At 50.6% G+C, this 20,856-nt stretch carries 19 protein-coding genes; 5 read left to right on the forward strand and 14 right to left on the reverse strand.

The window, feature by feature from the left end:
• Window positions 1-38: 38 nt before the first annotated feature.
• Window positions 39-728, reverse strand: coding sequence for a phosphate response regulator transcription factor PhoB (gene phoB / locus OGX83_RS12255; RefSeq protein ID WP_003830970.1), 690 nt, complete (start codon window positions 726-728; stop codon window positions 39-41).
• 190 nt (window positions 729-918) lie between these two features.
• Between phoB and sbcD the strand changes: the two genes are divergently transcribed.
• Both sbcD and sbcC read left to right on the forward strand, forming a co-directional pair.
• The gene (gene sbcD, locus OGX83_RS12260) at window positions 919-2,121 is read left to right on the forward strand and encodes an exonuclease subunit SbcD (protein WP_191215103.1); all 1,203 of its coding nucleotides are present in this window, start codon (window positions 919-921) and stop codon (window positions 2,119-2,121) included.
• On the forward strand, window positions 2,118-5,261 hold the full coding sequence (gene sbcC, locus OGX83_RS12265) for an exonuclease subunit SbcC (RefSeq protein WP_286588111.1): 3,144 nt from the start codon (window positions 2,118-2,120) through the stop codon (window positions 5,259-5,261). Before sbcD ends, sbcC begins: the two co-directional genes overlap by 4 nt.
• Window positions 5,262-5,346: 85 nt before the next feature.
• Here sbcC and OGX83_RS12270 read toward each other — a convergent pair whose 3' ends face one another.
• From OGX83_RS12270 to OGX83_RS12285, 4 genes are all read right to left on the reverse strand, one after another.
• Window positions 5,347-6,345, reverse strand: coding sequence for a fimbrial protein (locus OGX83_RS12270; RefSeq protein WP_174770632.1), 999 nt, complete (start codon window positions 6,343-6,345; stop codon window positions 5,347-5,349).
• A gap of 14 nt (window positions 6,346-6,359) precedes the next feature.
• Complete coding sequence (locus OGX83_RS12275) at window positions 6,360-8,885, reverse strand: fimbria/pilus outer membrane usher protein (RefSeq protein ID WP_286588113.1); 2,526 nt, start codon at window positions 8,883-8,885, stop codon at window positions 6,360-6,362.
• A 26-nt stretch (window positions 8,886-8,911) separates the two neighbouring features.
• Window positions 8,912-9,634 (reverse strand): fimbrial biogenesis chaperone, encoded by a 723-nt coding sequence (locus OGX83_RS12280; RefSeq protein WP_225623065.1) that lies wholly within the window; start codon window positions 9,632-9,634, stop codon window positions 8,912-8,914.
• Between the two features lie 100 nt (window positions 9,635-9,734).
• Window positions 9,735-10,292: a fimbrial protein gene (locus tag OGX83_RS12285; protein WP_286588115.1), complete on the reverse strand. Its 558-nt coding sequence runs from the start codon at window positions 10,290-10,292 to the stop codon at window positions 9,735-9,737.
• A gap of 549 nt (window positions 10,293-10,841) precedes the next feature.
• Between OGX83_RS12285 and araJ the strand changes: the two genes are divergently transcribed.
• The gene (araJ, locus tag OGX83_RS12290) at window positions 10,842-12,014 is read left to right on the forward strand and encodes an MFS transporter AraJ (RefSeq protein WP_111466001.1); all 1,173 of its coding nucleotides are present in this window, start codon (window positions 10,842-10,844) and stop codon (window positions 12,012-12,014) included.
• Window positions 12,015-12,041: 27 nt separating this feature from the next.
• Here the strand turns inward: araJ and mak are convergent, their stop codons facing one another.
• Complete coding sequence (gene mak, locus OGX83_RS12295) at window positions 12,042-12,950, reverse strand: fructokinase (protein WP_103015019.1); 909 nt, start codon at window positions 12,948-12,950, stop codon at window positions 12,042-12,044.
• 91 nt (window positions 12,951-13,041) lie between these two features.
• On the opposite strand from mak, the gene rdgC reads away from it, so the two are divergent.
• On the forward strand, window positions 13,042-13,953 hold the full coding sequence (rdgC, locus tag OGX83_RS12300) for a recombination-associated protein RdgC (protein WP_003021479.1): 912 nt from the start codon (window positions 13,042-13,044) through the stop codon (window positions 13,951-13,953).
• 50 nt (window positions 13,954-14,003) lie between these two features.
• Here rdgC and ppnP read toward each other — a convergent pair whose 3' ends face one another.
• The 5 genes from ppnP to OGX83_RS12325 all read right to left on the reverse strand — a co-directional run bounded on the left by ppnP (window position 14,004) and on the right by OGX83_RS12325 (window position 16,689).
• Complete coding sequence (gene ppnP / locus OGX83_RS12305) at window positions 14,004-14,288, reverse strand: pyrimidine/purine nucleoside phosphorylase (protein ID WP_003021477.1); 285 nt, start codon at window positions 14,286-14,288, stop codon at window positions 14,004-14,006.
• 71 nt (window positions 14,289-14,359) lie between these two features.
• Window positions 14,360-15,037: an AroM family protein gene (locus OGX83_RS12310; RefSeq protein ID WP_003830963.1), complete on the reverse strand. Its 678-nt coding sequence runs from the start codon at window positions 15,035-15,037 to the stop codon at window positions 14,360-14,362.
• 246 nt (window positions 15,038-15,283) lie between these two features.
• Window positions 15,284-15,475, reverse strand: coding sequence for a protein YaiA (gene yaiA / locus OGX83_RS12315; protein ID WP_003021472.1), 192 nt, complete (start codon window positions 15,473-15,475; stop codon window positions 15,284-15,286).
• A 26-nt stretch (window positions 15,476-15,501) separates the two neighbouring features.
• Complete coding sequence (aroL, locus tag OGX83_RS12320; protein WP_032942513.1) at window positions 15,502-16,047, reverse strand: shikimate kinase AroL; 546 nt, start codon at window positions 16,045-16,047, stop codon at window positions 15,502-15,504.
• A 186-nt stretch (window positions 16,048-16,233) separates the two neighbouring features.
• Window positions 16,234-16,689 carry a YaiI/YqxD family protein gene (locus OGX83_RS12325; protein WP_008783909.1) on the reverse strand — a complete coding sequence of 152 codons (456 nt, stop codon included), beginning with the start codon at window positions 16,687-16,689 and terminating at the stop codon, window positions 16,234-16,236.
• Window positions 16,690-16,962: 273 nt separating this feature from the next.
• On the opposite strand from OGX83_RS12325, the gene proC reads away from it, so the two are divergent.
• Entirely contained in the window at window positions 16,963-17,772 is an 810-nt protein-coding gene (gene proC / locus OGX83_RS12330) for a pyrroline-5-carboxylate reductase (protein ID WP_204558866.1), read from the forward strand.
• Between the two features lie 17 nt (window positions 17,773-17,789).
• On the opposite strand, the gene adrA is transcribed toward proC, so the two are convergent.
• From adrA to phoA, 3 genes are all read right to left on the reverse strand, one after another.
• Entirely contained in the window at window positions 17,790-18,905 is a 1,116-nt protein-coding gene (adrA, locus tag OGX83_RS12335) for a diguanylate cyclase AdrA (RefSeq protein ID WP_095533161.1), read from the reverse strand.
• 91 nt (window positions 18,906-18,996) lie between these two features.
• A complete protein-coding gene (gene psiF, locus OGX83_RS12340) occupies window positions 18,997-19,317 on the reverse strand; it encodes a phosphate starvation-inducible protein PsiF (protein WP_032942510.1) in 321 nt (106 codons plus the stop codon).
• A gap of 97 nt (window positions 19,318-19,414) precedes the next feature.
• Window positions 19,415-20,830, reverse strand: a complete 1,416-nt coding sequence (gene phoA / locus OGX83_RS12345) for an alkaline phosphatase (protein WP_008783904.1) — start codon at window positions 20,828-20,830, stop codon at window positions 19,415-19,417.
• Between the last annotated feature and the right edge of the window lie 26 nt (window positions 20,831-20,856).

The following is a 20,856-nucleotide window of genomic DNA, read 5'->3' on the forward strand; positions in this document are numbered from 1 at the left end:
ATAAACGGCCTAATCCATCAGGCCCTGATTCTTGTCAGTCAAAAGCGGGTCGAAAAACGATATCCCGTCCCGCGAACTGTCTGCACCATACGATCGTGTCCGCTGTGCTCCAGCGCTTTACGTAAGCGGCGGATATGCACATCCACTGTCCGGTCTTCTACGTAGACATTGGTTCCCCAGACATGATTGAGGAGTTGTTCACGGCTGTAGACGCGCTCGGGGTGAGTCATAAAGAAGTGCAACAGTTTGAATTCGGTCGGCCCCATATCCAGCGGTTCTTCGCCGGTCATTACGCGATGCGAAGTGGGATCAAGACTCAGCCCCTGCATCTCAATAACCTCTTCCACCGCCATGGGGGAAATTCGACGCAGCACAGCTTTAATACGCGCCACCAGCTCCTTGGGAGAAAACGGCTTGGTAATATAGTCATCCGCACCGGTTTCCAGACCCCGGACGCGATCTTCCTCTTCTCCCCTCGCCGTCAGCATCATCACGGGGATGTCCCGCGTCATGGCTTCGCGCTTGAGATGCTTAATAAACTGTAGACCCGAGCCGCCGGGAAGCATCCAGTCAAGCAGGACGAGATCCGGCCAGGGTTCATTGAGTTGGTTCACAGCACTGTCATAGTCTTCGGCTTCTACGGGTTGAAAACCGTTTTGCTCGAGCACGAAGCAGACCATTTCACGAATTGGAGCTTCATCTTCTACGACCAGAATACGTCTCGCCATGATTTGCCCTGTTTATAATTAAATCGTTTGCCATCAATACGGTGCCATTATGCGTCAGTTTTATGACAGATTTATGAAAAGATAGTCCAGGTTTAACGCAGCCAGACGAATTATGACAGCCCGGAGACAAGATATTACCGTCTCTGAAAGGTTATAATCCCCGCCACTGTTTTATCGTCATGGAACTCTTATGCGCATCCTTCACACGTCTGACTGGCATCTGGGCCAAAATTTCTACAGCAAGAGCCGCGCCGCTGAACATCAGGCCTTTCTCGACTGGCTGCTGGAAACGGCACAATCCCAGCAGGTGGATGCCATTATTGTGGCAGGCGATATTTTCGATACCGGCTCACCGCCAAGCTACGCCCGTGAGCTGTATAACCGTTTTGTCGTCAATCTGCAGCAAACTGGCTGTCATCTGGTCGTGCTGGCAGGCAACCACGACTCCGTCGCCACGCTCAATGAGTCCCGCGATATTCTGGCGTTTCTCAACACCACGGTCGTTGCCAGCGCCGGCCATGCGCCGCAGGTGCTGCCGCAACGTGATGGCACGCCGGGAGCGATCCTGTGTCCGGTTCCTTTCTTACGACCACGTGACATCATTACCAGCCAGGCCGGGCTAACCGGACAAGAAAAACAGCAGCATCTGCTGGGGGCGATCACCGACTATTACCAGCAGCAGTATCAGGACGCCTGCACGCTGCGTGGCGATCGAAACCTGCCCATCATTGCGACCGGGCATTTGACCACCGTTGGCGCCAGTAAAAGTGACGCCGTACGTGACATTTATATCGGTACGCTGGACGCCTTTCCGGCGCAAAACTTTCCACCCGCGGACTACATCGCACTGGGGCATATTCACCGGGCGCAGGTTATCGGCGGGACGGACCATATTCGCTACTGCGGTTCACCGATTGCCCTCAGTTTTGACGAGTGCGGCAAAAACAAATGTGTACATCTGGTGAGCTTTGAAGCGGGGAAACTCAGCGCCGTTGAAAATCTCACCGTACCGGTCACCCAGCCGCTTGCGGTACTGAAAGGCGATTTAGCCGCCATTACCACCCAGCTTGAACAGTGGCGTAACGTGCCACAAGAGCCGCCGATATGGCTGGATATTGAAATCACCACCGACGACTATCTGCATGACATGCAACGTAAGATCCAGGCCTTAACCGAAGATTTACCGGTCGAGGTGTTATTGGTGCGCCGCAGTAGGGAACAACGTGAACGTATTATGGCCAATGAACGACGCGAAACGTTAAGCGAGCTAAGCGTAACGGAAGTTTTTGACCGCCGCCTGGCGCTGGAAGAGCTCGAGGAGCCTCAGCGTGAGCGGTTGAGTCAGCTGTTTAGCGCAACCTTACACACGCTTGCCGGGGAGAGCGAAGCATGAAAATTCTCAGCCTGCGCCTGAAGAACCTCAACTCCCTGAAGGAAGAATGGAAAGTCGATTTCACGGCAGAACCTTTTGCCAGCAACGGGTTGTTTGCCATTACCGGGCCAACGGGCGCGGGGAAAACCACCCTGCTGGACGCGATTTGCCTCGCCCTGTACCACGAAACGCCGCGCCTGAATACCGTATCACAGTCGCAAAACGACCTGATGACCCGCGACACCGCGGAGTGTCTGGCCGAAGTTGAGTTTGAGGTGCGCGGCGAAGCCTACCGCGCATTCTGGAGCCAGAACCGGGCGCGCAATCAGCCCGAGGGCAACCTGCAGATCCCGCGCGTAGAGCTGGCCCGCTGCGCTGACGGTAAAATCCTCGCCGATAAAGTCAAAGACAAGCTGGAGATGACAGCCGAGCTTACCGGGCTGGATTACGGGCGTTTTACCCGTTCGATGCTGCTGTCTCAGGGCCAGTTTGCCGCCTTTCTTAATGCCAAACCGAAAGAGCGCGCCGAGCTTCTGGAAGAGTTAACTGGTACTGAGATCTACGGCCAAATCTCCGCCATGGTGTTTGAAAAGCACAAGTCGGCGCGTACGGAGCTGGAAAAACTGCAGGCCCAGGCCAGCGGCGTGGCGCTGTTAGCAGCAGAGCAGGTGCAGTCCCTGACGGAAAGTTTGCAGGTACTTACTGACGAAGAAAAACAATACCTTACCAGCCAACAAACCCAGCAACAGCACCTCAACTGGCTTATTCGGCAAAATGAGCTTCAGACGGACATAAACCGCCATCAGCAGGCATTACAGGCAGCACTTCAGGCGCAAGAAGACGCGCAGCCGCAGCTGGCAGCGCTGAGCCTGGCGCAGCCGGCCAGAGCATTGCGCCCTCACTGGGAGCGAATCCAGGAACAAACGGCTACTATCGAGCGTACGCGCCAGAAGATTCAGGAAGTGAATACTCGCTTACAAAGCAGCTTAGCGCTGCGCGGGTGTATCCGTCAGCAAGCGCACACGCAATCGACCGCGATACTCGCCGAACAACAGACGTTAACCGACTGGCTGAACGAACATGACCGCTTCCGCTTATGGAGTAGCGAACTGGCAGGATGGAAAGCGCTGCTGGCGCAACAGTCCGACGCCAGCGCCCAGCTACGCCAGTGGCAACAGCTGCGGGAGAACGACACACGTAAGCTCGATGCACTGGCGCTTCCTGCGCTGACCCTTTCCCCGCAGGAAGTGACAGAAGCGCTGGCGCAACATGTGCAGCTTCGTCCACTACGCCAGCGCCTCAGTAATCTGCACGGGCAAATCGCCCCGAAGCAAAAGCAGCTGGCACAGCTACGCGCTTCACTGGTGCAGCGCCAGCAAGAGCTGACCCAGCGCAACGCGGTACTTGCCGAGAAACGTCAGCGCTATAAAGATAAAAATCAGCAACTTGCCGATGTGAGACTCATTTGCGAGCAGGAAGCCCGCATCAAAGATCTGGAAAGCCATCGGGCGTTACTGGAATCCGGCAAACCTTGTCCGCTTTGTGGCTCTACCACACATCCGGCTATTGAGCGTTACCAGACGCTTGAGCTGAGCGTAAATCAGGCACGACGTGAAGCGCTGGAAAAAGAGGTCAAAACGCTGGCCGATGAGGGTTCAACCCTGCGCGGGCAGCTTGAGGCGATAACGCAGCAACTTCAGCGCGATGAACACGAAGCACAGAGGCTTTCTCAGGAGGAGCAAGCACTTACTCAAGAGTGGTTGACCGTTACCGCCAGCCTCAACGTATCGCTACAACCGCAGGATGACATTGCCCCGTGGCTGGCCGCTCAGGAAGAGTACGAACAACAGCTTCACCAGTTAAGCTTGCGTCATACCCTGCAGGCGCAAATCGCCGCGCATACCGAACATATTACTCAACTCCAACAGCATATTGACCAGCGCCAGGCAACCTTAACCTCAGAGCTGGACCGTCATGGTCTGGCCCTTCCGCCCGAGGATGAAGTCTCCTCATGGCTAAGAGAACGGGCGAACGAAGCGCAAATGTGGCAACAGCGCCAGAATGAACTGACCGAGATACAGGCCCGGATTGCCCAGCTTGCGCCGCTGCTGGAAACGCTGCCAGAATCAGAGGCTCTTTCTGAAATCATTGAGGATCTGTCGCTGGAAAACTGGCGGCAGGTGCACGACGATTGCCTCTCTTTACAGGGACAGTGGCAAACCTTGCAGCAGCAGGAAGCACAGGACGTTCAGCGCGCCGCAGACATTCAGGCGCAGTTTGATGCCGCATTGCAGGCCAGCATCTTTGACAACCGTGACGCCTTTATTGCCGCCCTGCTGGATGAAGAGACCTTCAACCGTCTTGAGCTGTTGAAACAATCGCTGGAAAACCAGCAACAACAGGCACAAACGCTGCTTAATCAGGCCCAGCAGGCGCTGGTGACTCATCAACAGCAGCAACCAACCGGGGTGGATCTCACGCTCACGGCACAACATCTTCGCGACACGCTGGCGCAGCTCACCCAACTGCTGCGGGATAACACCACTCGTCAGGGAGAAATTCGCCAGCAGCTCAGGCAGGATACTGAAAACCGCCAGCAGCAGCAGGCGCTGATGCAGGAGATTGAAAAAGTCGCGCAGCAGGTCGAAGACTGGGGCTATCTGAATGCGCTGATCGGCTCGAAAGAGGGAGATAAGTTCCGCAAATTTGCCCAGGGACTGACGCTGGATAACCTGGTCTGGCTTGCCAACAACCAGTTAACCCGTCTGCACGGTCGCTATTTGTTGCAGCGCAAGGCCAGCGAAGCGCTGGAGCTGGAAGTGGTCGATACCTGGCAAGCCGATGCGGTGCGTGACACGCGTACGCTCTCCGGAGGTGAGAGCTTCCTGGTGAGTCTGGCGCTGGCGCTGGCATTGTCCGATCTGGTCAGCCACAAAACGCGAATTGACTCCCTGTTCCTCGACGAAGGCTTCGGCACGCTGGACAGCGAAACGCTGGATACCGCTCTGGACGCACTGGATGCACTCAACGCTACCGGTAAAACCATTGGCGTGATCAGCCACGTCGAAGCAATGAAAGAACGCATTCCGGTGCAAATCAAAGTGAAAAAAATCAACGGGCTGGGTTACAGCAAACTCGACAACACTTTCAGAGTGGAATGACGCTGATTTTTCGACGTATTGATATTGCCGACAAGATCGGCAATATCATTCCCTGCATATTATTCTTACGCTTAAAAAATAACCGCTAGCGGTAAATCATATCAAAGGTCGCCGTGGCGTTGATTTCGCCGGCCCGCAAGTTCTCATTTAAACGTATGACGTGAGCTTTAAACGGCAGAGCGACGCTCCCTTCTGCACCATTTTTTATCGTGGACAGGAGCTCGCCAAAATTCACTAACCGATCGTTATATAAAATTTGCACACCGACACCTTGCGCAGACGTCGGAGAATCAAGATCATTTAATGTCAGAATAGTGCTATCGCCTGCTGCCGTTGTACCAGAAAATAATACATTGACATTGGTATCCTGATCGCACGTCAAATCAATTTTAAAATCAACCGCATCACCAGTATCACCCGGGTTATTCAGACTGACAGTTTTAAAGTAACGACCCAAATTAACAGAAATATTCTTACTATTAAGCACACAACTGGCACTGTTAACTACCACATCTGCATCGGTAAAGTTAATATGAAGTTGAGCGGCGGATTCATATATTCGGGAAGCACTAAATCGTGATAATTGCAAGGGAGTATCTGTAATAGGTTGCCCGGTTGAGATTAATCGCACCTCAAACATTGCCGATACATTTGTGTATTCACAGCCATTGCATGTTTTTGAACCTTCAGCCTTCGCCGGAGAATAAAAAATACGGGCATCACTTGGTGAGTAGCTTTTGCCACTATCAACAGACAACCACCAAATTTTAATCCCAATACCTGGGTTATTCGTCTGATAAACATATTCTTCAACACCATTTACCAGCGTCAATGATGAGTCATCATATCCACGATAGATTGGGTGCACCCCATTACAAAATATATCCGATTGATTTGGAGCACTAAGATAACCGCTATCCCATAGGACAGTTCCTGCAGGGACATCGCGCTGAGCGTTAATAGTCGGAACGGTGACCGTATAGGTTGCAGCTGTCGTATCATTTTTATAATAACATGAAGCATAACTTACCACTGACCAGTTTAGTACAAAAAATACAATCACATACCTAATGAAGGATATCATTATCACTTTCACCTTTATTTACACTCTGCCGCTAATATAGCAACGGTTTTGTTGGTAAGTTCATCGGCAGGAATAGCAATCTGCGCGGTACACTGCTGTGTTGCTTTCTCACCCCACTTCACCATAACGCGATCGCCTGCCGATACACCGGTTAAATAAACCTGTCCATTATCACCCACGATACTGGCATAATTTTTTTCGTTTTCCCCTGCCAATGCCGCAAGCGCGCCGAAAGGAACGTTATTTCCATTATGTTGTAGCGTTAACAAAACACGTATACCGGTGCGTGCAGAAAATGTTGCCAGTGTGACCGCACCACGCGAAGGAATCACCTGTTTGACGGGCTCCTCAATATCAACCTGCGGGTTACTTGCCGTATTCAATATAATGTTATTCGTTCGATAGGGTGAGGCATATGGAATAACAGCGTAGCCATAGGAATCAGTATATACGCCGGTACTGTTTTCTACTTTAATATCAGGCCCATCGTCGGCATCGACTAAGGTCACCGTTTCAGGTAGCGACTGTGCTAAAGTAAACCCGCCAGCATGGCCGATAATCCCACCTTGTAACTTATAATTCACTTGCCGGCTGTTGTTGTCATAATTGTACCCACCAGAAACAGAGCCAAATGAGCCTTGCCAGGTGGCATTCATACTTCCATTCTCCCCCATTCCATTATTCCCCCAGGACTGCTGGAGATTATAATTGAGGTTATCATCCTGCAATGCAGTACCACTGATCCCAATCAGATGTTGCTGACTACGATGACGGTTATCTGTATAAGTATAATTCGCCCAGGCACTGGGTAACCATTTATCTAAGGGAATACTGACAGTAAATGAAACCTGCTCATCTCGATGTGAGGTTGGCGTTTGCGTCAACGAATAGTTGAGCATAAATCGGATCCGTTCCCAGTTCTGGTTATAACCGACAGATACCGTGCGCTCATATCCCGCCAGTCCCCAGTAATCTTGCTGATAACCGGAGATATAGAAAGAACCTAGCTCATTCAGGCTCTGGCTGATATTTACCTGAAAGCGGCTACGACGGTTATTGGTATTGCGATAAGCATAAAAACTGTCGTCATCAATATCGTTAGTTCGGTTATTTAACGTTTCCGTAAACGTATAAAAATTACGGGTAGAGTAACGATAACTCGCAAGCGTAAGATTGGTGTTGGTCGTATCGATATTCTTCGCATACTGGGCACGATAAGACATCCCCTGCCAGACGTTATCAGCCACTTCGCTTCTGGCCGTTGTGGCATCAAACGAAAACGCGCCAAAATCATGAAGATCAATACCAAAACCTAATGCCGCGGAACGATAAAAATCACTGCCCAACACGCCGCTATACACGGTAAAACCATAAGGCAACCCATAGATAAGTTGCGCTTCGACCAGATTAGGATCCTCTGATGTATCATTATTTTGGTAATGCCCGGCGGCAACGCTATATTGCAATGCCCCCTGTCGCTGCATGATAGGTAAAGAAGACGACGTCTGAACGAAGCTACGCTCACTCCCATCAGCCTCCGTGATTGTTATATCGAAATCACTGCCGGAAGATACCTGCGGTACATCCGTAATTTCAAACGCCCCTGCGCTGACATAGGTTTGATAGAGAGTGTAGCCATTTTGCTTAATGGTCACCTTAGCATCGCTTTTCGCAATCCCCCGGATCACCGGCGCAAACCCTTGTTGGCTATAGGGCAGCATAGCGGTATCTGTTTGCAGACGAATACCACGAATCGGAAGGCTGTCAAAAATATCTCCCGCTGTAGAGCTATCGCCGAGCGTCAGTTGGCTACGCAGGCGCTTTATATCCCGCTGAATATACGTCGAAATGTTTTCCCAACCGTCTCCACTTTGGTAGTTTCCATTGTTTCGTATGCGCCACGGCCCTAAATTCAGTCCACTGTTTAAACTTAGGTAATTTTGTGTCGACGAGCCCTGAGAGCTGTAGTGTGTTTTAGAACCGCTATAGTAATAACCCAACAGTGCAGCAGGTATTCCATCATCCCAATTATCAGGGTCGATATACCCCTGCACTTCCTGATTAACAGCAACTTGCGGAACACGAATATCCAGCCGTTGTTGCTGTGTGGAGAAAGTCCAGGAAGCCTCTTCAATGTAACGTCCGATATCATCAACCGTGGCGTCATCAGACATCGTTTTCATCAATGGCATTTTGCTGACATTGACGCCATAGGCGGCCAGTTCTGATTTTTTTAACACGGGAATGAGTGCGGTATGGGCTTCATTAAGCACATACGTCACATTCTTTTTTTCAACAAAATGATTATTAAAATAAACAGAACTGAGGTAGACGCCTGGTGCAAGCGCATTATCGTCTAAAAAAGTACGGATCGCCTCTGCGCTGTCTATTGGGGAATCAAAACGTAGCGCATCAATATTAAACTCATCATCAGCAACTTGTGAGTCAGCGATACAAAACGGACTACACAAAATCAATGCGGCGGTAATAGCTGATAATTTCAATGAGAGTATTTCATGATAATTATTGATAGGCCGCATATTGTGGATATCCTTATCCGCCAAATTTAAAGTGACTTTTCCTGTTCGGAAGTGGCATTACCGTAGTCGTCGATTGCGCTCCACCGAACAGACTTAGCGTTCCCACCCGGTAGGGAATAGATCATTTTTGAATAGGGTGAAATCATCATAGACACAGCGGAAAGCGTATCTTTCGGCGGCTTTACCTCTTTGCCGTCAACGGTCATGTTATGCAAAGAAATATAATATGCCGTCGGGTTATCCACAGCCAAACGTCCACCTGAAACAGAAAATATCAGACTTTTGTATGCTTCTTGCGCGTCGCTTTTATTTAATCCCTTTGGTCGCCATATCAGCTTAATACGACTGCGGGTAGCCAATTGTAGCTTACTTTGTTGTACTAACACTTTAGGCGTCGCTTCGATAGACTTGATATTAGCCCAAAAAATTTGTTCACGATCTTTTGTCAGGATGCCATTTTTATCGACTGAGATAAAATGCAGGATATTTGTCTGTCCGCCAATAAGTTTAAATAACGGAGGAGTAATAATAAGAGGAGGCTTACTTTTATCATTCTTATCGAAGTTATCAACCCATGCCTGAACAAGCTGATTTCCATTACCCGTATTTTTTACCGTTGCCTGAACTTCATCTACATCTCCAGGATAAATAATACGCGTATTGCTAATTTGCACCCCCGCCGAAGCAGCGTTTTGAAAAAGAATGAATATTGCTGAAAACAGCAAACCAGAAATGTTGAGATTCATCATTCATCCCTTATGGCTAAATCTCGAAAAGAATTACAGGACATACCCTGATTATCCTATGGCATATCCTGTCTGGACTTACATCACTCCCACTCTACGTCCCTTATGGATAGTAAATGGTATAGGTTGTGGTTGCGGCAAACTCGCCGCCTTTGATACTCGCCGGATCAACGGTTGCCACAACTTTTGATGTGAAGTTAAACGTCAGGTCATTTTCTTCGCTTGCCCCGGTCGTTTGAGCAAAAGCAGAGTTCGCTTCGTCGTTAAAAACGACTTTATCATTGCTGGCATCAGCGCCATAAACCACAATGCCAACACCGGTATCAACGCCGCCAGTAAGCGCTTTCAGCTGCGTATTTTCCGTTGCGGTATCACCTGTAAAGGTCAGGTTTACCACAGTATTTGCCGGGCACTTAGTCAATTTAATTGCAAATGGCTGAACCTGAGACGCTTCTTCGCCAATACCAGCAAAGGCGTTCGTCCCCAGCGGGGTAAAGGGTACCTGAACATCTTCGCTGTCTGTATCAACCTGGCAAGGTGGGTTAATAATAGTACCGGTAAAAGTGACGGTGCCCTGGTCATCAGTTAAGTCTGCCGCATGCGCAACATTGATAGCCGCAACAAGCAACAAAGAGGCAGAAAGGAGTACTTTCTTTTTCATGTAAAATTTCCCTATAATATATTTTATTATCTTTCGAATGCTGCCTCTGAAATTCCCGCCAAAGACTTTTGCATATAAAAATCCCAAACAGTCCTCAGAAGAGGTCCGAAAGATAGAATCTTATGCGTTCTAACCCAATGGATATTGTGGTCGGCATATATAATATAATATGATTTTTATTTCATCAATAGCACAAAGACAAAAAACAATACCATTATAAAACAGTAAGTTAAAATAAATTAACCACACAAAGAAAAACAATATTTAAATAATTTATAGCTATGCGTTTTATATATAAAAAATAAATCACTATCGATTCATATTCGTTATGAATACAACAACCCATTCCCAACCAGAAACCGCCCATCAATAAAACATTATTTTAGTGTATTTTATATATTGAAAAGACTACAATTCCGAGTCCGTATGTTATCGGCATCTAACATGCAAATAATTGCTTTCAAGAATAATTGCAATCGTTCGTTCAGACTTCACAAATATGATAGCATTAGCCCTACTTAGCTGTTGTTGCTGTGTATGACAGGTGGTATGAAAAAAGTCATTTTCTCTTTAGCCCTTGGGACGTTTGGGCTGGGCATGGCCGAGTTTGGCATCATGGGTGTACTCACCGAATTGGCGCGGGACGTGGGAATCTCCATTCCTGCCGCTGGCCATATGATTTCGTTTTACGCCTTTGGCGTGGTGCTTGGCGCGCCCATTATTGCACTCTTTTCCAGCCGCTTTTCGCTCAAGCATATTCTGCTGTTTCTGGTCACGCTGTGTGTGATTGGCAACGCCATTTTCACCCTCTCCTCCTCGTATTTTATGCTGGCGGTAGGCAGGCTGGTTTCAGGCTTCCCGCACGGCGCATTTTTTGGCGTTGGCGCAATTATCCTGTCGAAGCTCGCCCGCCCGGGAAAAGTCACCGCCGCTGTCGCGGGCATGATTTCGGGGATGACCGTTGCCAATCTGGTTGGCATTCCCGTCGGCACCTGGCTGAGTCAGGAATTTAGCTGGCGCTATACGTTCCTGCTGATTGCCGTCTTTAATATCGCCGTGATGGTCTCGGTCGCTTTTTGGGTTCCCAACATCAGCGATGAAGCAAAAGGAAACCTGCGCGAACAATTTCACTTTTTGAAAAGCCCCGCCCCGTGGCTCATTTTCTCCGCCACCATGTTTGGTAACGCCGGGGTTTTCGCCTGGTTCAGCTATGTCAAACCATACATGATGTTCACCTCCGGCTTTTCCGAAGCGCTGATGACCTTCATCATGATGCTGGTAGGATTAGGAATGGTGTTGGGAAATCTGCTGAGCGGTCGGCTGTCTGGTCGCTATACGCCGCTGCGCATTGCGGTGATAACCGACTTCGTGATTGTGCTGGCTCTGCTGTTGCTCTTTGCCTTTGGCGGGATCAAAGCCGCGTCGCTGACCTTCGCCTTTATTTGCTGCGCGGGCCTGTTTGCCCTGTCGGCACCGCTGCAAATTTTGCTGCTGCAAAATGCTAAAGGAGGGGAGCTGCTGGGTGCGGCTGGCGGGCAAATTGCCTTTAATCTCGGTAGCGCGATTGGCGCTTACTGCGGTGGCATGATGCTGACGCTGGGCTTTGCCTACAACTACGTGACGCTGCCGGCGGCACTGCTGTCGTTTTCTGCGATGTCGTCACTGCTGCTGTACGGTCGCCTGAAGCGCGCAGTCCCCCAGATGACACACGCTGCCGGATAGCATCTGCGCTACCCGGCTACGCGAACCTTACTCCTGCGGCCACAGCCAGGCCGCACCGCGTACACCGCTGGAATCCCCGTGTAGCGCCTTGCGTAGAGGCGTTTCGCACTCGCCACCAAAGACAAACTGCTTAATCAACGCCGGAACGTTTTGATACAGTCGGTCGACATTGCTCATTCCGCCCCCCAGCACAATGACGTCCGGATCGAGAATGTTCACCACATGTGCCAGTGATTTCGCCAGACGACGCTCATAGCGGCTCAACGCCTGCTCCGCAAGAGCATCCTGCGCAGTAACAAGGCTGATAATTTCACTGCCTTTGAGCGGCTTACCGCTCAGACGCTGGTAGTCGGTGGCAAAGCCGGTCCCGGAAATGAAGGTTTCAATGCAGCCTTGTTTGCCACAATAACAGGGGACTTCCTGTCGAAAACGCAGCTCATCTTCGTCCATCCATGGCAGCGGATTATGCCCCCACTCGCCCGCTGTACCGTTACCGCCCGTGTGCGCCCGACCATTCAGTGCCACGCCTGCGCCACATCCGGTGCCGATAATCACCGCAAACACGGTTTGCGCCCCGGCCGCCGCACCATCCACCGCTTCTGAAACCGCCAGACAGTTGGCATCATTTGCCAACCGCACTTCACGATTCAGACGCGAACTCAGGTCTTTGTCAAAAGGTTGTCCGTTAAGCCAGGTCGAGTTGGCATTCTTTACCACCCCGGTGTAAGGCGAGATTGAACCTGGAATGCCCATTCCCACGGTTCCCGTCTGCCCGGTGGCGTTTTCCGCCATCTCCACCAGCGTGGCGATGGTTTCTATCGTTTGCCGATAATCATCACGCGGCGTGGGCAGGCGATGGCGAAAAAGCTGTTCGCCCGCCTCGCCAAGCGCAATAACTTCCGTTTTCGTACCGCCCAAATCGATACCTATACGCACTGTTTGCTCCTCTTCCCGATTAACAATGCAAGCATAGCGACAATTCGCTATCATGCCCGCTGGATTTAACGACAAGGCCGTGGAAATTATCATGCTGTGGTTCAAAAATTTAATGGTTTACCGTCTTAGCCGCGATGTTTCTTTGCGTGCCGAAGAGATGGAAAAACAGCTGGCATCAATGACGTTCACCCCTTGCGGTAGCCAGGATATGGCAAAAATGGGCTGGGTTCCGCCGATGGGATCGCACAGCGATGCATTAACGCATACCGCCAATGGCCAAATTATTATCTGCGCCCGCAAAGAAGAAAAAATTCTGCCGTCGCCGGTTATCAAACAGGCGCTGGAAGCCAAAATATTCAAACTGGAAGCTGAGCAAGGTCGCAAACTTAAGAAGACCGAAAAAGACTCGCTGAAAGATGAAGTTCTGCACTCATTGCTGCCGCGCGCCTTTAGCCGCTTCAGCCAGACAATGATGTGGATCGATACCGTCAACGATCTGATCATGGTTGATTGTGCGAGCGCGAAAAAAGCCGAAGATACGCTGGCGCTGCTGCGTAAGAGTCTCGGTTCGCTGCCGGTCGTTCCGCTGACGATGGAAAACCCTATTGAGCTGACGCTGACTGAATGGGTTCGCTCCGGCACCACGGCGCAGGGCTTCCAACTGCTGGATGAAGCTGAACTGAAAGCGATCCTTGAAGACGGCGGTGTGATCCGCGCGAAAAAACAGGATCTGGTCTGCGACGAAATCGCCGTGCATATCGAAGCGGGCAAACTGGTCACTAAGCTGGCCCTCGACTGGCAGCAGCGCATTCAGTTCGTTATGTGTGACGACGGCTCCATTAAGCGCCTGAAGTTCAGCGACGAGCTGCGCGATCAGAATGAAGATATCGACCGCGAAGATTATGCTCAGCGTTTTGATGCCGATTTCATCCTGATGACAGGCGAACTGGCGGCGCTGATTAAAAGTCTGGTGGAAGGATTAGGCGGCGAAGCGCAACGTTAAGCCGTGTTTAGCGAATGGCGACTCAATATCGCCATTCGTCATTTTTACGCTTACAGGTAACGGCAAAGATAGGATGTTGGCTCTGCTACCTGCAGATGAAACTCGCTGTTGCCCGGTACGTTAAACACGTCTCCTGCGGCATACACTTTCCACTCGGTTTCCCCTGGCAGCAGCACGTTCAGTGCGCCACTAACTACCGTCATCTCTTCAGGTGCCGCAGTACCAAAGGTATATTCACCTTCAGCCATCACGCCTACACTGGCGCGGCCAGTACTGCTGCTGGTAAAACCGATCGATTTTACTTTGCCGGAAAAGTATTCATTACTTTGAAGCATACAACTGGCCCTATCTCGTGATTAAGTTAGGAACCAATATAGGGGGCTGACGTTCCACCTGTCACGCAAAATTACGCCAGCAATTCCGAAGCCAGTCGGGCAATCAACACATTGGACAGCAGAACCGGGACATCCAGCGACTTTTGCAGTAAATCACGATGACGTTGATGAAACCCCAGGCAGTCCAGCATAAGAACATCAGCACCTTGCTCAAGGAGATATTTCCCGGCATCAATCAGCTGTTGTTCAGAACCTTCTACTGGATTCGCCACGGCGTACACTGGCGGAGTTTGTAACACCTGCCACTTTTGTGTCTGGGCTTTGAGCAATTCAGCAACAGGTACAATGACCCCAACCTGATGCCCTTCGACAATCGAAGCCACTAACGGGGGAATAATGCGTATAGGTTCCAACAAGATACTATTGCGGGCGGTCAGACGGGTAATTGAGGCGGTACTCATCAGCAGGATCACATCAAATCCCTGATTATCGAGAACCTCCACAATGCTTTGCAGCGAGCGTTCCACTTTTTGACGTGAGACATGAGCAAGTTGGTGGTCGCTAAGCAGCGTTAATAACAGCTCGTCACCGGGTGAAGCTCCGTACTCAGCCATCACATCTTCTCGCTGCATCTGCCCCAGCAGACTGTGGTGAGTAATGTGCTGTTCATCAATATATTCCGTCAGGAGCGGTAACATCTCACACATCGGCACAACGCCAATCGTGAGGATAGCCAACGACGTACTCATTTGTTGCTCCACCGTCTTCTTACTTTGCTGTGAAATCCCGGATAAGTGCCGGGCGCTGACCTGTGCTACAAATGCTCAAAAGCGTAGCAGTAGATCGGCGGTGTATTGTGTAAAGATTCCAGATCATTCCAGTACTGGATTGTTATTGTTTAATTTTCAATTTTTACTGTATACGGCGAAATTTAAAATAATGTGATGCACGCCCGGACTGGCACTTTTAAGACTCGTGCCAGAGCGGTCTTCATATCAGGTTTTATCGGGGTCTTCGTAGCGTTTTTTAGCATCCATCGCTTCCTGAGCTGAAGGATGCTCACTGATCAACGAATTCGGTTTAGGGTGATCAGCACGAAGTTGATACCAGGTTACCGTCTGGCCTGGCGTCCCTTTTTCAACCGTAACAATGGTCGCTTGACGTGGGTAAGGTGGTTGTGTCGGCATAGTTCTTCCTTTTCACTGGATGAACATTAAGTATAGACACCGCCCTGCAACCATGGCGCTGCCTGCGCCAGTATCCCAAGAATGTCTTCCACTACCTGCGAAGGCGGATTGGTGGCATCAACGATATAGTGCGCAGCCTCACGATACAAAACATCGCGCTGGGCGAGCACTTCCTGAACCTCTTCGGTCAACGGTTTGCCGGTTAGAGTCGGTCGTAATCCTTCTTCAGGCGTGGCCTCCAGACGATCAACCAGTACCGATACCGGTGCGCTTAGATAGATAACCACGCCGTGGCTGCGCATGTAATGACGATTAAATTCGGTAAGAATGATACCGCCGCCGGTCGCAACAACCGTGGCAGGAGCTGTAACAGCCTGCAGAGCGGTCGTTTCCTGGGCACGAAACCCTTCCCATCCTTCTCTTTCGACGATTTCCGCCACGGTCATTTGCACGTGCGATTGCAACCAGCGATCGGTATCAACGAACTGGAAATCAATAGCCTTTGCCAGCGCCATACCGGTTGTCGTCTTACCACACCCCCGGGGGCCAACAAGAAAAAGAGGTTGCGTCATCACAGAATTTCCCCAGAGAGCCGCCAACAAGCGGGATCTGATGCGGTTAAAAATATAATCATATCATCAAACTAGTACATCGCCAAAACCGTAAAGAAAAAATTACAGAAAGAATGGCGAGATGAGTTAACCCCTACTATAACAAGAATTCACAATGAATAAAGTGTAAATAATAAATTACACACTCTATTTTCTACGCTGAACTTCCAGCCACCACTTATCCAGTTCAGCCGCAAAATGCTGTCTGTCGCGGGGCGAAAGACTGTCCGGCCCCCCGGTCTGGATACCGCTGGCTCGCAGTGTATCCATAAAATCACGCATCATCAGACGCTCGCGGATCGTGGCTTCGGTATAGCGTTCGCCGCGCGGGTTAAGCGCCGCCGCACCTTTTTCAATCACTTCAGCCGCCAGCGGAATATCTGCCGTTATCACTAAATCACCGGCGCTGCATTGACGCACAATCTCGTTATCAGCCACGTCAAAGCCCGCAGGCACACGTAATGTGCTGATGAAACGCGAAGGCGGGACGCGCAGGCTTTGGTTGGCCACCAAAACAAGCGGCATTTGCATGCGCTCAGAGGCGCGGTACAAAATGTCTTTAATCACATTCGGACACGCATCGGCATCCACCCATATTGTCATAACTTCTCCCCACTGGTGTGCTGTCGCACATTGTCGCGTGCTTTTACTTTCAGGCAAAGTGCTGTTTCTCCTTCTGAACATATTCATTCCGCGCTAAGCTTAGCTTTCCCAGATTTACCCTAAATAATTCGGGTTGCAGGCAGGCGGCAAGAGAGTGAGTCCCGATGAGCTTACTCTGGTAAGTGATTCGGGTGAGCGAACGCAGCCAACGCACATGCAACTTGAAGTATGACGGGTATAAAACAATGAATATCATCCATAGGGAGTGACAAGATGGACAAGAAAATTGGTTTTATCGGCTGCGGTAATATGGGCAAAGCCATTCTTGGCGGCATGATCGCCAGCGGCCAGGTTCTCCCCGGACAAATCTGGGTCTACACCCCTTCCCCCGATAAGGTCGCCGCGCTACACGACCAGTACGGCATTAATGCGGCGCAGTCTGCACAAGAAGTCGCGCAAATCGCTGATATTGTTTTTGGGGCCGTAAAACCAGGCATCATGATTAAGGTGCTGAGTGAAATTACCTCCAGCCTGAACAAAGATTCCCTGGTCGTCTCGATTGCCGCAGGCGTCACTCTCGATCAGCTGGCCCGTGCCCTGGGTCACGACCGTAAAATCATTCGCGCGATGCCAAACACGCCGTCGCTGGTGAACGCCGGAATGACCTCCGTCACGCCGAACGCCTTAGTCACGCCAGAAGAAACAGCCGACGTGCTGAATATCTTCCGCTGCTTTGGTGAAGCAGAAGTCATTGCGGAGGGGATGATTCATCCGGTCGTTGGCGTCAGCGGTTCAGCACCGGCCTATGTATTTATGTTTATCGAAGCGATGGCTGATGCCGCCGTTCAGGGGGGGATGCCCCGCGCGCAGGCTTATAAATTTGCAGCACAAGCGGTAATGGGTTCGGCGAAAATGGTTCTGGAAACGGGTAAACATCCTGGCGAATTGAAGGATATGGTGTGCTCGCCAGGTGGAACCACCATTGAGGCGGTACGCGTCCTGGAAGAACGCGGTTTCCGTTCATCGGTGATTGAAGCGATGATTAAGTGCATGGAGCAGTCGGAAAAACTCAGCCGCTCCTGAGTTAACACCGCCGGACGTCAGGCCGCCGCTTCAGTGCGGTTACGTCCGGAATTCTTTGCTTTGTAGAGAGCCATATCTGCTGATTTTAACCATTCTCGATAGTGTTCAGTTTCAGACGTCAGCGGCGCAACGCCCACGCTAATGCGCAGGTCAACCTGCGGCGCGCAAGATAAACGCAGTTGGGTAAGCCGTTCGTGAACACGAGACATCGCTGCAATCGCGCTGCTCGCTGACGTGCCACACATGATTACCGCAAACTCATCACCGCCAAAGCGACCAATCACATCGCTACCGCGTAAGGTCATCTGTAACTGGCGGGTCAGTGCAACAATGGCCTGATCCCCGACGTCATGGCCCCAGGTATCATTGATACTCTTAAAATGGTCGATATCGATGATAAGGAGCGTGGCATCACGCTGATGGCGGCGGCAATTATCAAATTCATTCCGCAGCAACAGTTCCCAATGACGTCGGTTATAAACCCCGGTCATCCCATCTCGCGTGCTCATAACCTGTAAGCGACGTTTATGTTCTGCCAGCCTGATGAGCGTCTGGTAACTCACCCAGGCAAACAGCAACGGGTAAACCACTAACACCGGCAGCGACAACAGCACACTCAGTTGCGTACTGCTAAAAGCCACGGGAATATCCGTTAACTGTAACGTCACCAGGCAGGAAACCACCATCAACACGGCGCCTGCGATGAAGACACGCATACCCCCTGCGCCCATCAGGTTGATACAGATAATCATCAACAGCGCCGTGGATGGCAGCAAGTTTATCCCCATAATCCCCATCCACATCCCGGCGAGAATGGCATCGGCTTTTAGGTTGGTATATTCGCTATGCAGTGGATCGATAGCTTTACTTGCCAATTGCCATGCCAGATGCGGCCAGACAAACGCCCATCCCACCAGCAAAAGCCACCAGCCTCCGGTTATTGGCTGAGAAACTAATACCGACGCGATAGGGAAAAACATTCCCCCCAGTCCCACCGCTCGCGGCAGCCTGATTCGTCGGGCAAATCGCAGACCGGAACGTTGGTGGTCATTTTGATGAAGCAATATAAATGCTTCATTCGGGACGACCTTCTTTTGATAAAAGTTTTCATCATTCATCGTATTTGGGAATATTCTGAAACAAATTTCCCAAATTATAGGAAGGGGTCTGGTGGCGGAAGTATGATATTTCGGGTGAGCGATTTTACCTGCTCACCCGGAAGTGCTAAGCAGATTTTTTCAGGCAAGCGCTCATAAACTTATTACGATCATCGCCTTTCAGAGACTGCTCCGTCGCCTTGACGTTGCATTCACGCATTTTCTGCTGCTGCGGCGTCAGGCTCTTTTCCTCAGGCGCAGATTTACTGTTTTTCAGGCAATCACTCATGTAGGTCTTACGCTCATCCCCTTTTAAGGTCTGCGCCGTGGCCTGCTGATTGCAGGTGGTCATACGCTGTTGTTGCGGGGTTAACGTCTTCTCGGCAGCACCGACGGTAGTTAAAAAAATCAGACCAAAAAGTAACGTCATTAATAATGTAATTTTCATAGCACCATCCTTTTCTGAACGACGACACACAGGTAAGTTTGGCTGCTAACGATAAAAAAACCACCCGACGGCAAAAGTATTGCCGCCGGGTATCAGCTTATTTCAGTCCTAACGCCGCTTTCATGGTGTAAAACAGATCGGTTTGATCGGTCAGGCCAACCACATTCGCCGCATGAGGGCCATAGGCTGCAATACGCAGTTGGCTGCCGGTGTGCTCCTGGGACTCTTCTTCAGAGTTGCCATAGCTAATGACCATCACCGCGCCATCTTTAGTGTTCAGCGCCTGCGTCAAACCTGGCGCTTTGGTATCCGGTGCGACGATCTGGCTGGCATGCGCGTGGTCAGCGGTTACCACAACCAGGGTGTTGCCATCTTTCTTCGCAAAGGCAAGTGCACGCTGCACTGCTTCATCCAGATCGACCGTTTCACCAATTTGTCCACACGGGTTAGCGGCATGATCTTGTTTGTCGATTGACGCGCCTTCTACTTGCAGGAAGAAACCTTTCTCATTTTTGCTTAACAGCTCAATCGCTTTATCCGTCATCTGCGCCAGCGTTGGCACGCTGTCGTTACGTTTTGGATTTGGCGTACAGGTCACTACCGGCTTATCCAGGTTGCCGTGATAAGACGCTTTCGGCCCTTCCCAACGCACTGGCATATTACCGTCTGAGAACAGACCCAACAGCGGTTTATCCTGATTCGCTTCGCTAACAGCCGCCAGCGTCGCGGCATCACTCACCATCTGGTAACCACGGGCCTGGGCTTGTTCTCGCAGCGTTTTACCCTGCCACTCACCTGCCGTAGCGGTTTCAGTAAAAGTCTTTGCCCCGCCGCCTAACGTAACATCCGCACGAGCATTCAATAATTGTTCGGTAATTGACCCTTTACCGCCTTTTTCCAGCGCGTTCGTCGGGCATTTTTCAGCCGTCACGCTCGGGCCATAGCATTTACGCGAAGTGACATGGGCAACCAGTGCGGCCGGCGTGGCATCCTGTAATTCAGCCGTGGAAACATTCCCCGTCGCCAGACCTGCCGCTTTGGCCATTTCCAGAATCGTGGTGTGATCTTTTTCATGAATATCCACACCCAGCGCCCCGTTATAGGTCTTCACGCCGGTTGTCCATGCTGTCGCAGATGCTGCTGAATCTGTCACATAATCGGGCTTGCCCGTTTTCTTATCCAACGCATAATGTGTGTATTGTCCGGTCAACGGTAAAGCATCAATACCTTTAAAAAAGCCGCCCGCGCCTTCAGCATAATTTCGCGCTGCCGTTATTTCGGAGTCGCCCATCCCATCGCCAATCAGTAAAATTATATTTTTGGCCGGTTTATCGTTCAGGGATTCGCGCAGAGCTGCCGTTTGATCGGCAGACAATCGGCGAGCGCCACCCGGCGTGGTGATATCTCCCTGAGCAGCACGATTATCCATAACCGCTACAGTAGATGTTTCTGCATTAATAACCGGGGTAAACAGCAAAGGTAACAGGGCAATAGCCAGAGCGCTTTGTTTCACTTTATATTCTCCATGTATAAATACGG

It is taken from the genome of Citrobacter sp. Cpo074 (genome assembly GCF_030332745.1).
Taxonomy (GTDB): Bacteria; Pseudomonadota; Gammaproteobacteria; order Enterobacterales; family Enterobacteriaceae; genus Citrobacter; species Citrobacter portucalensis.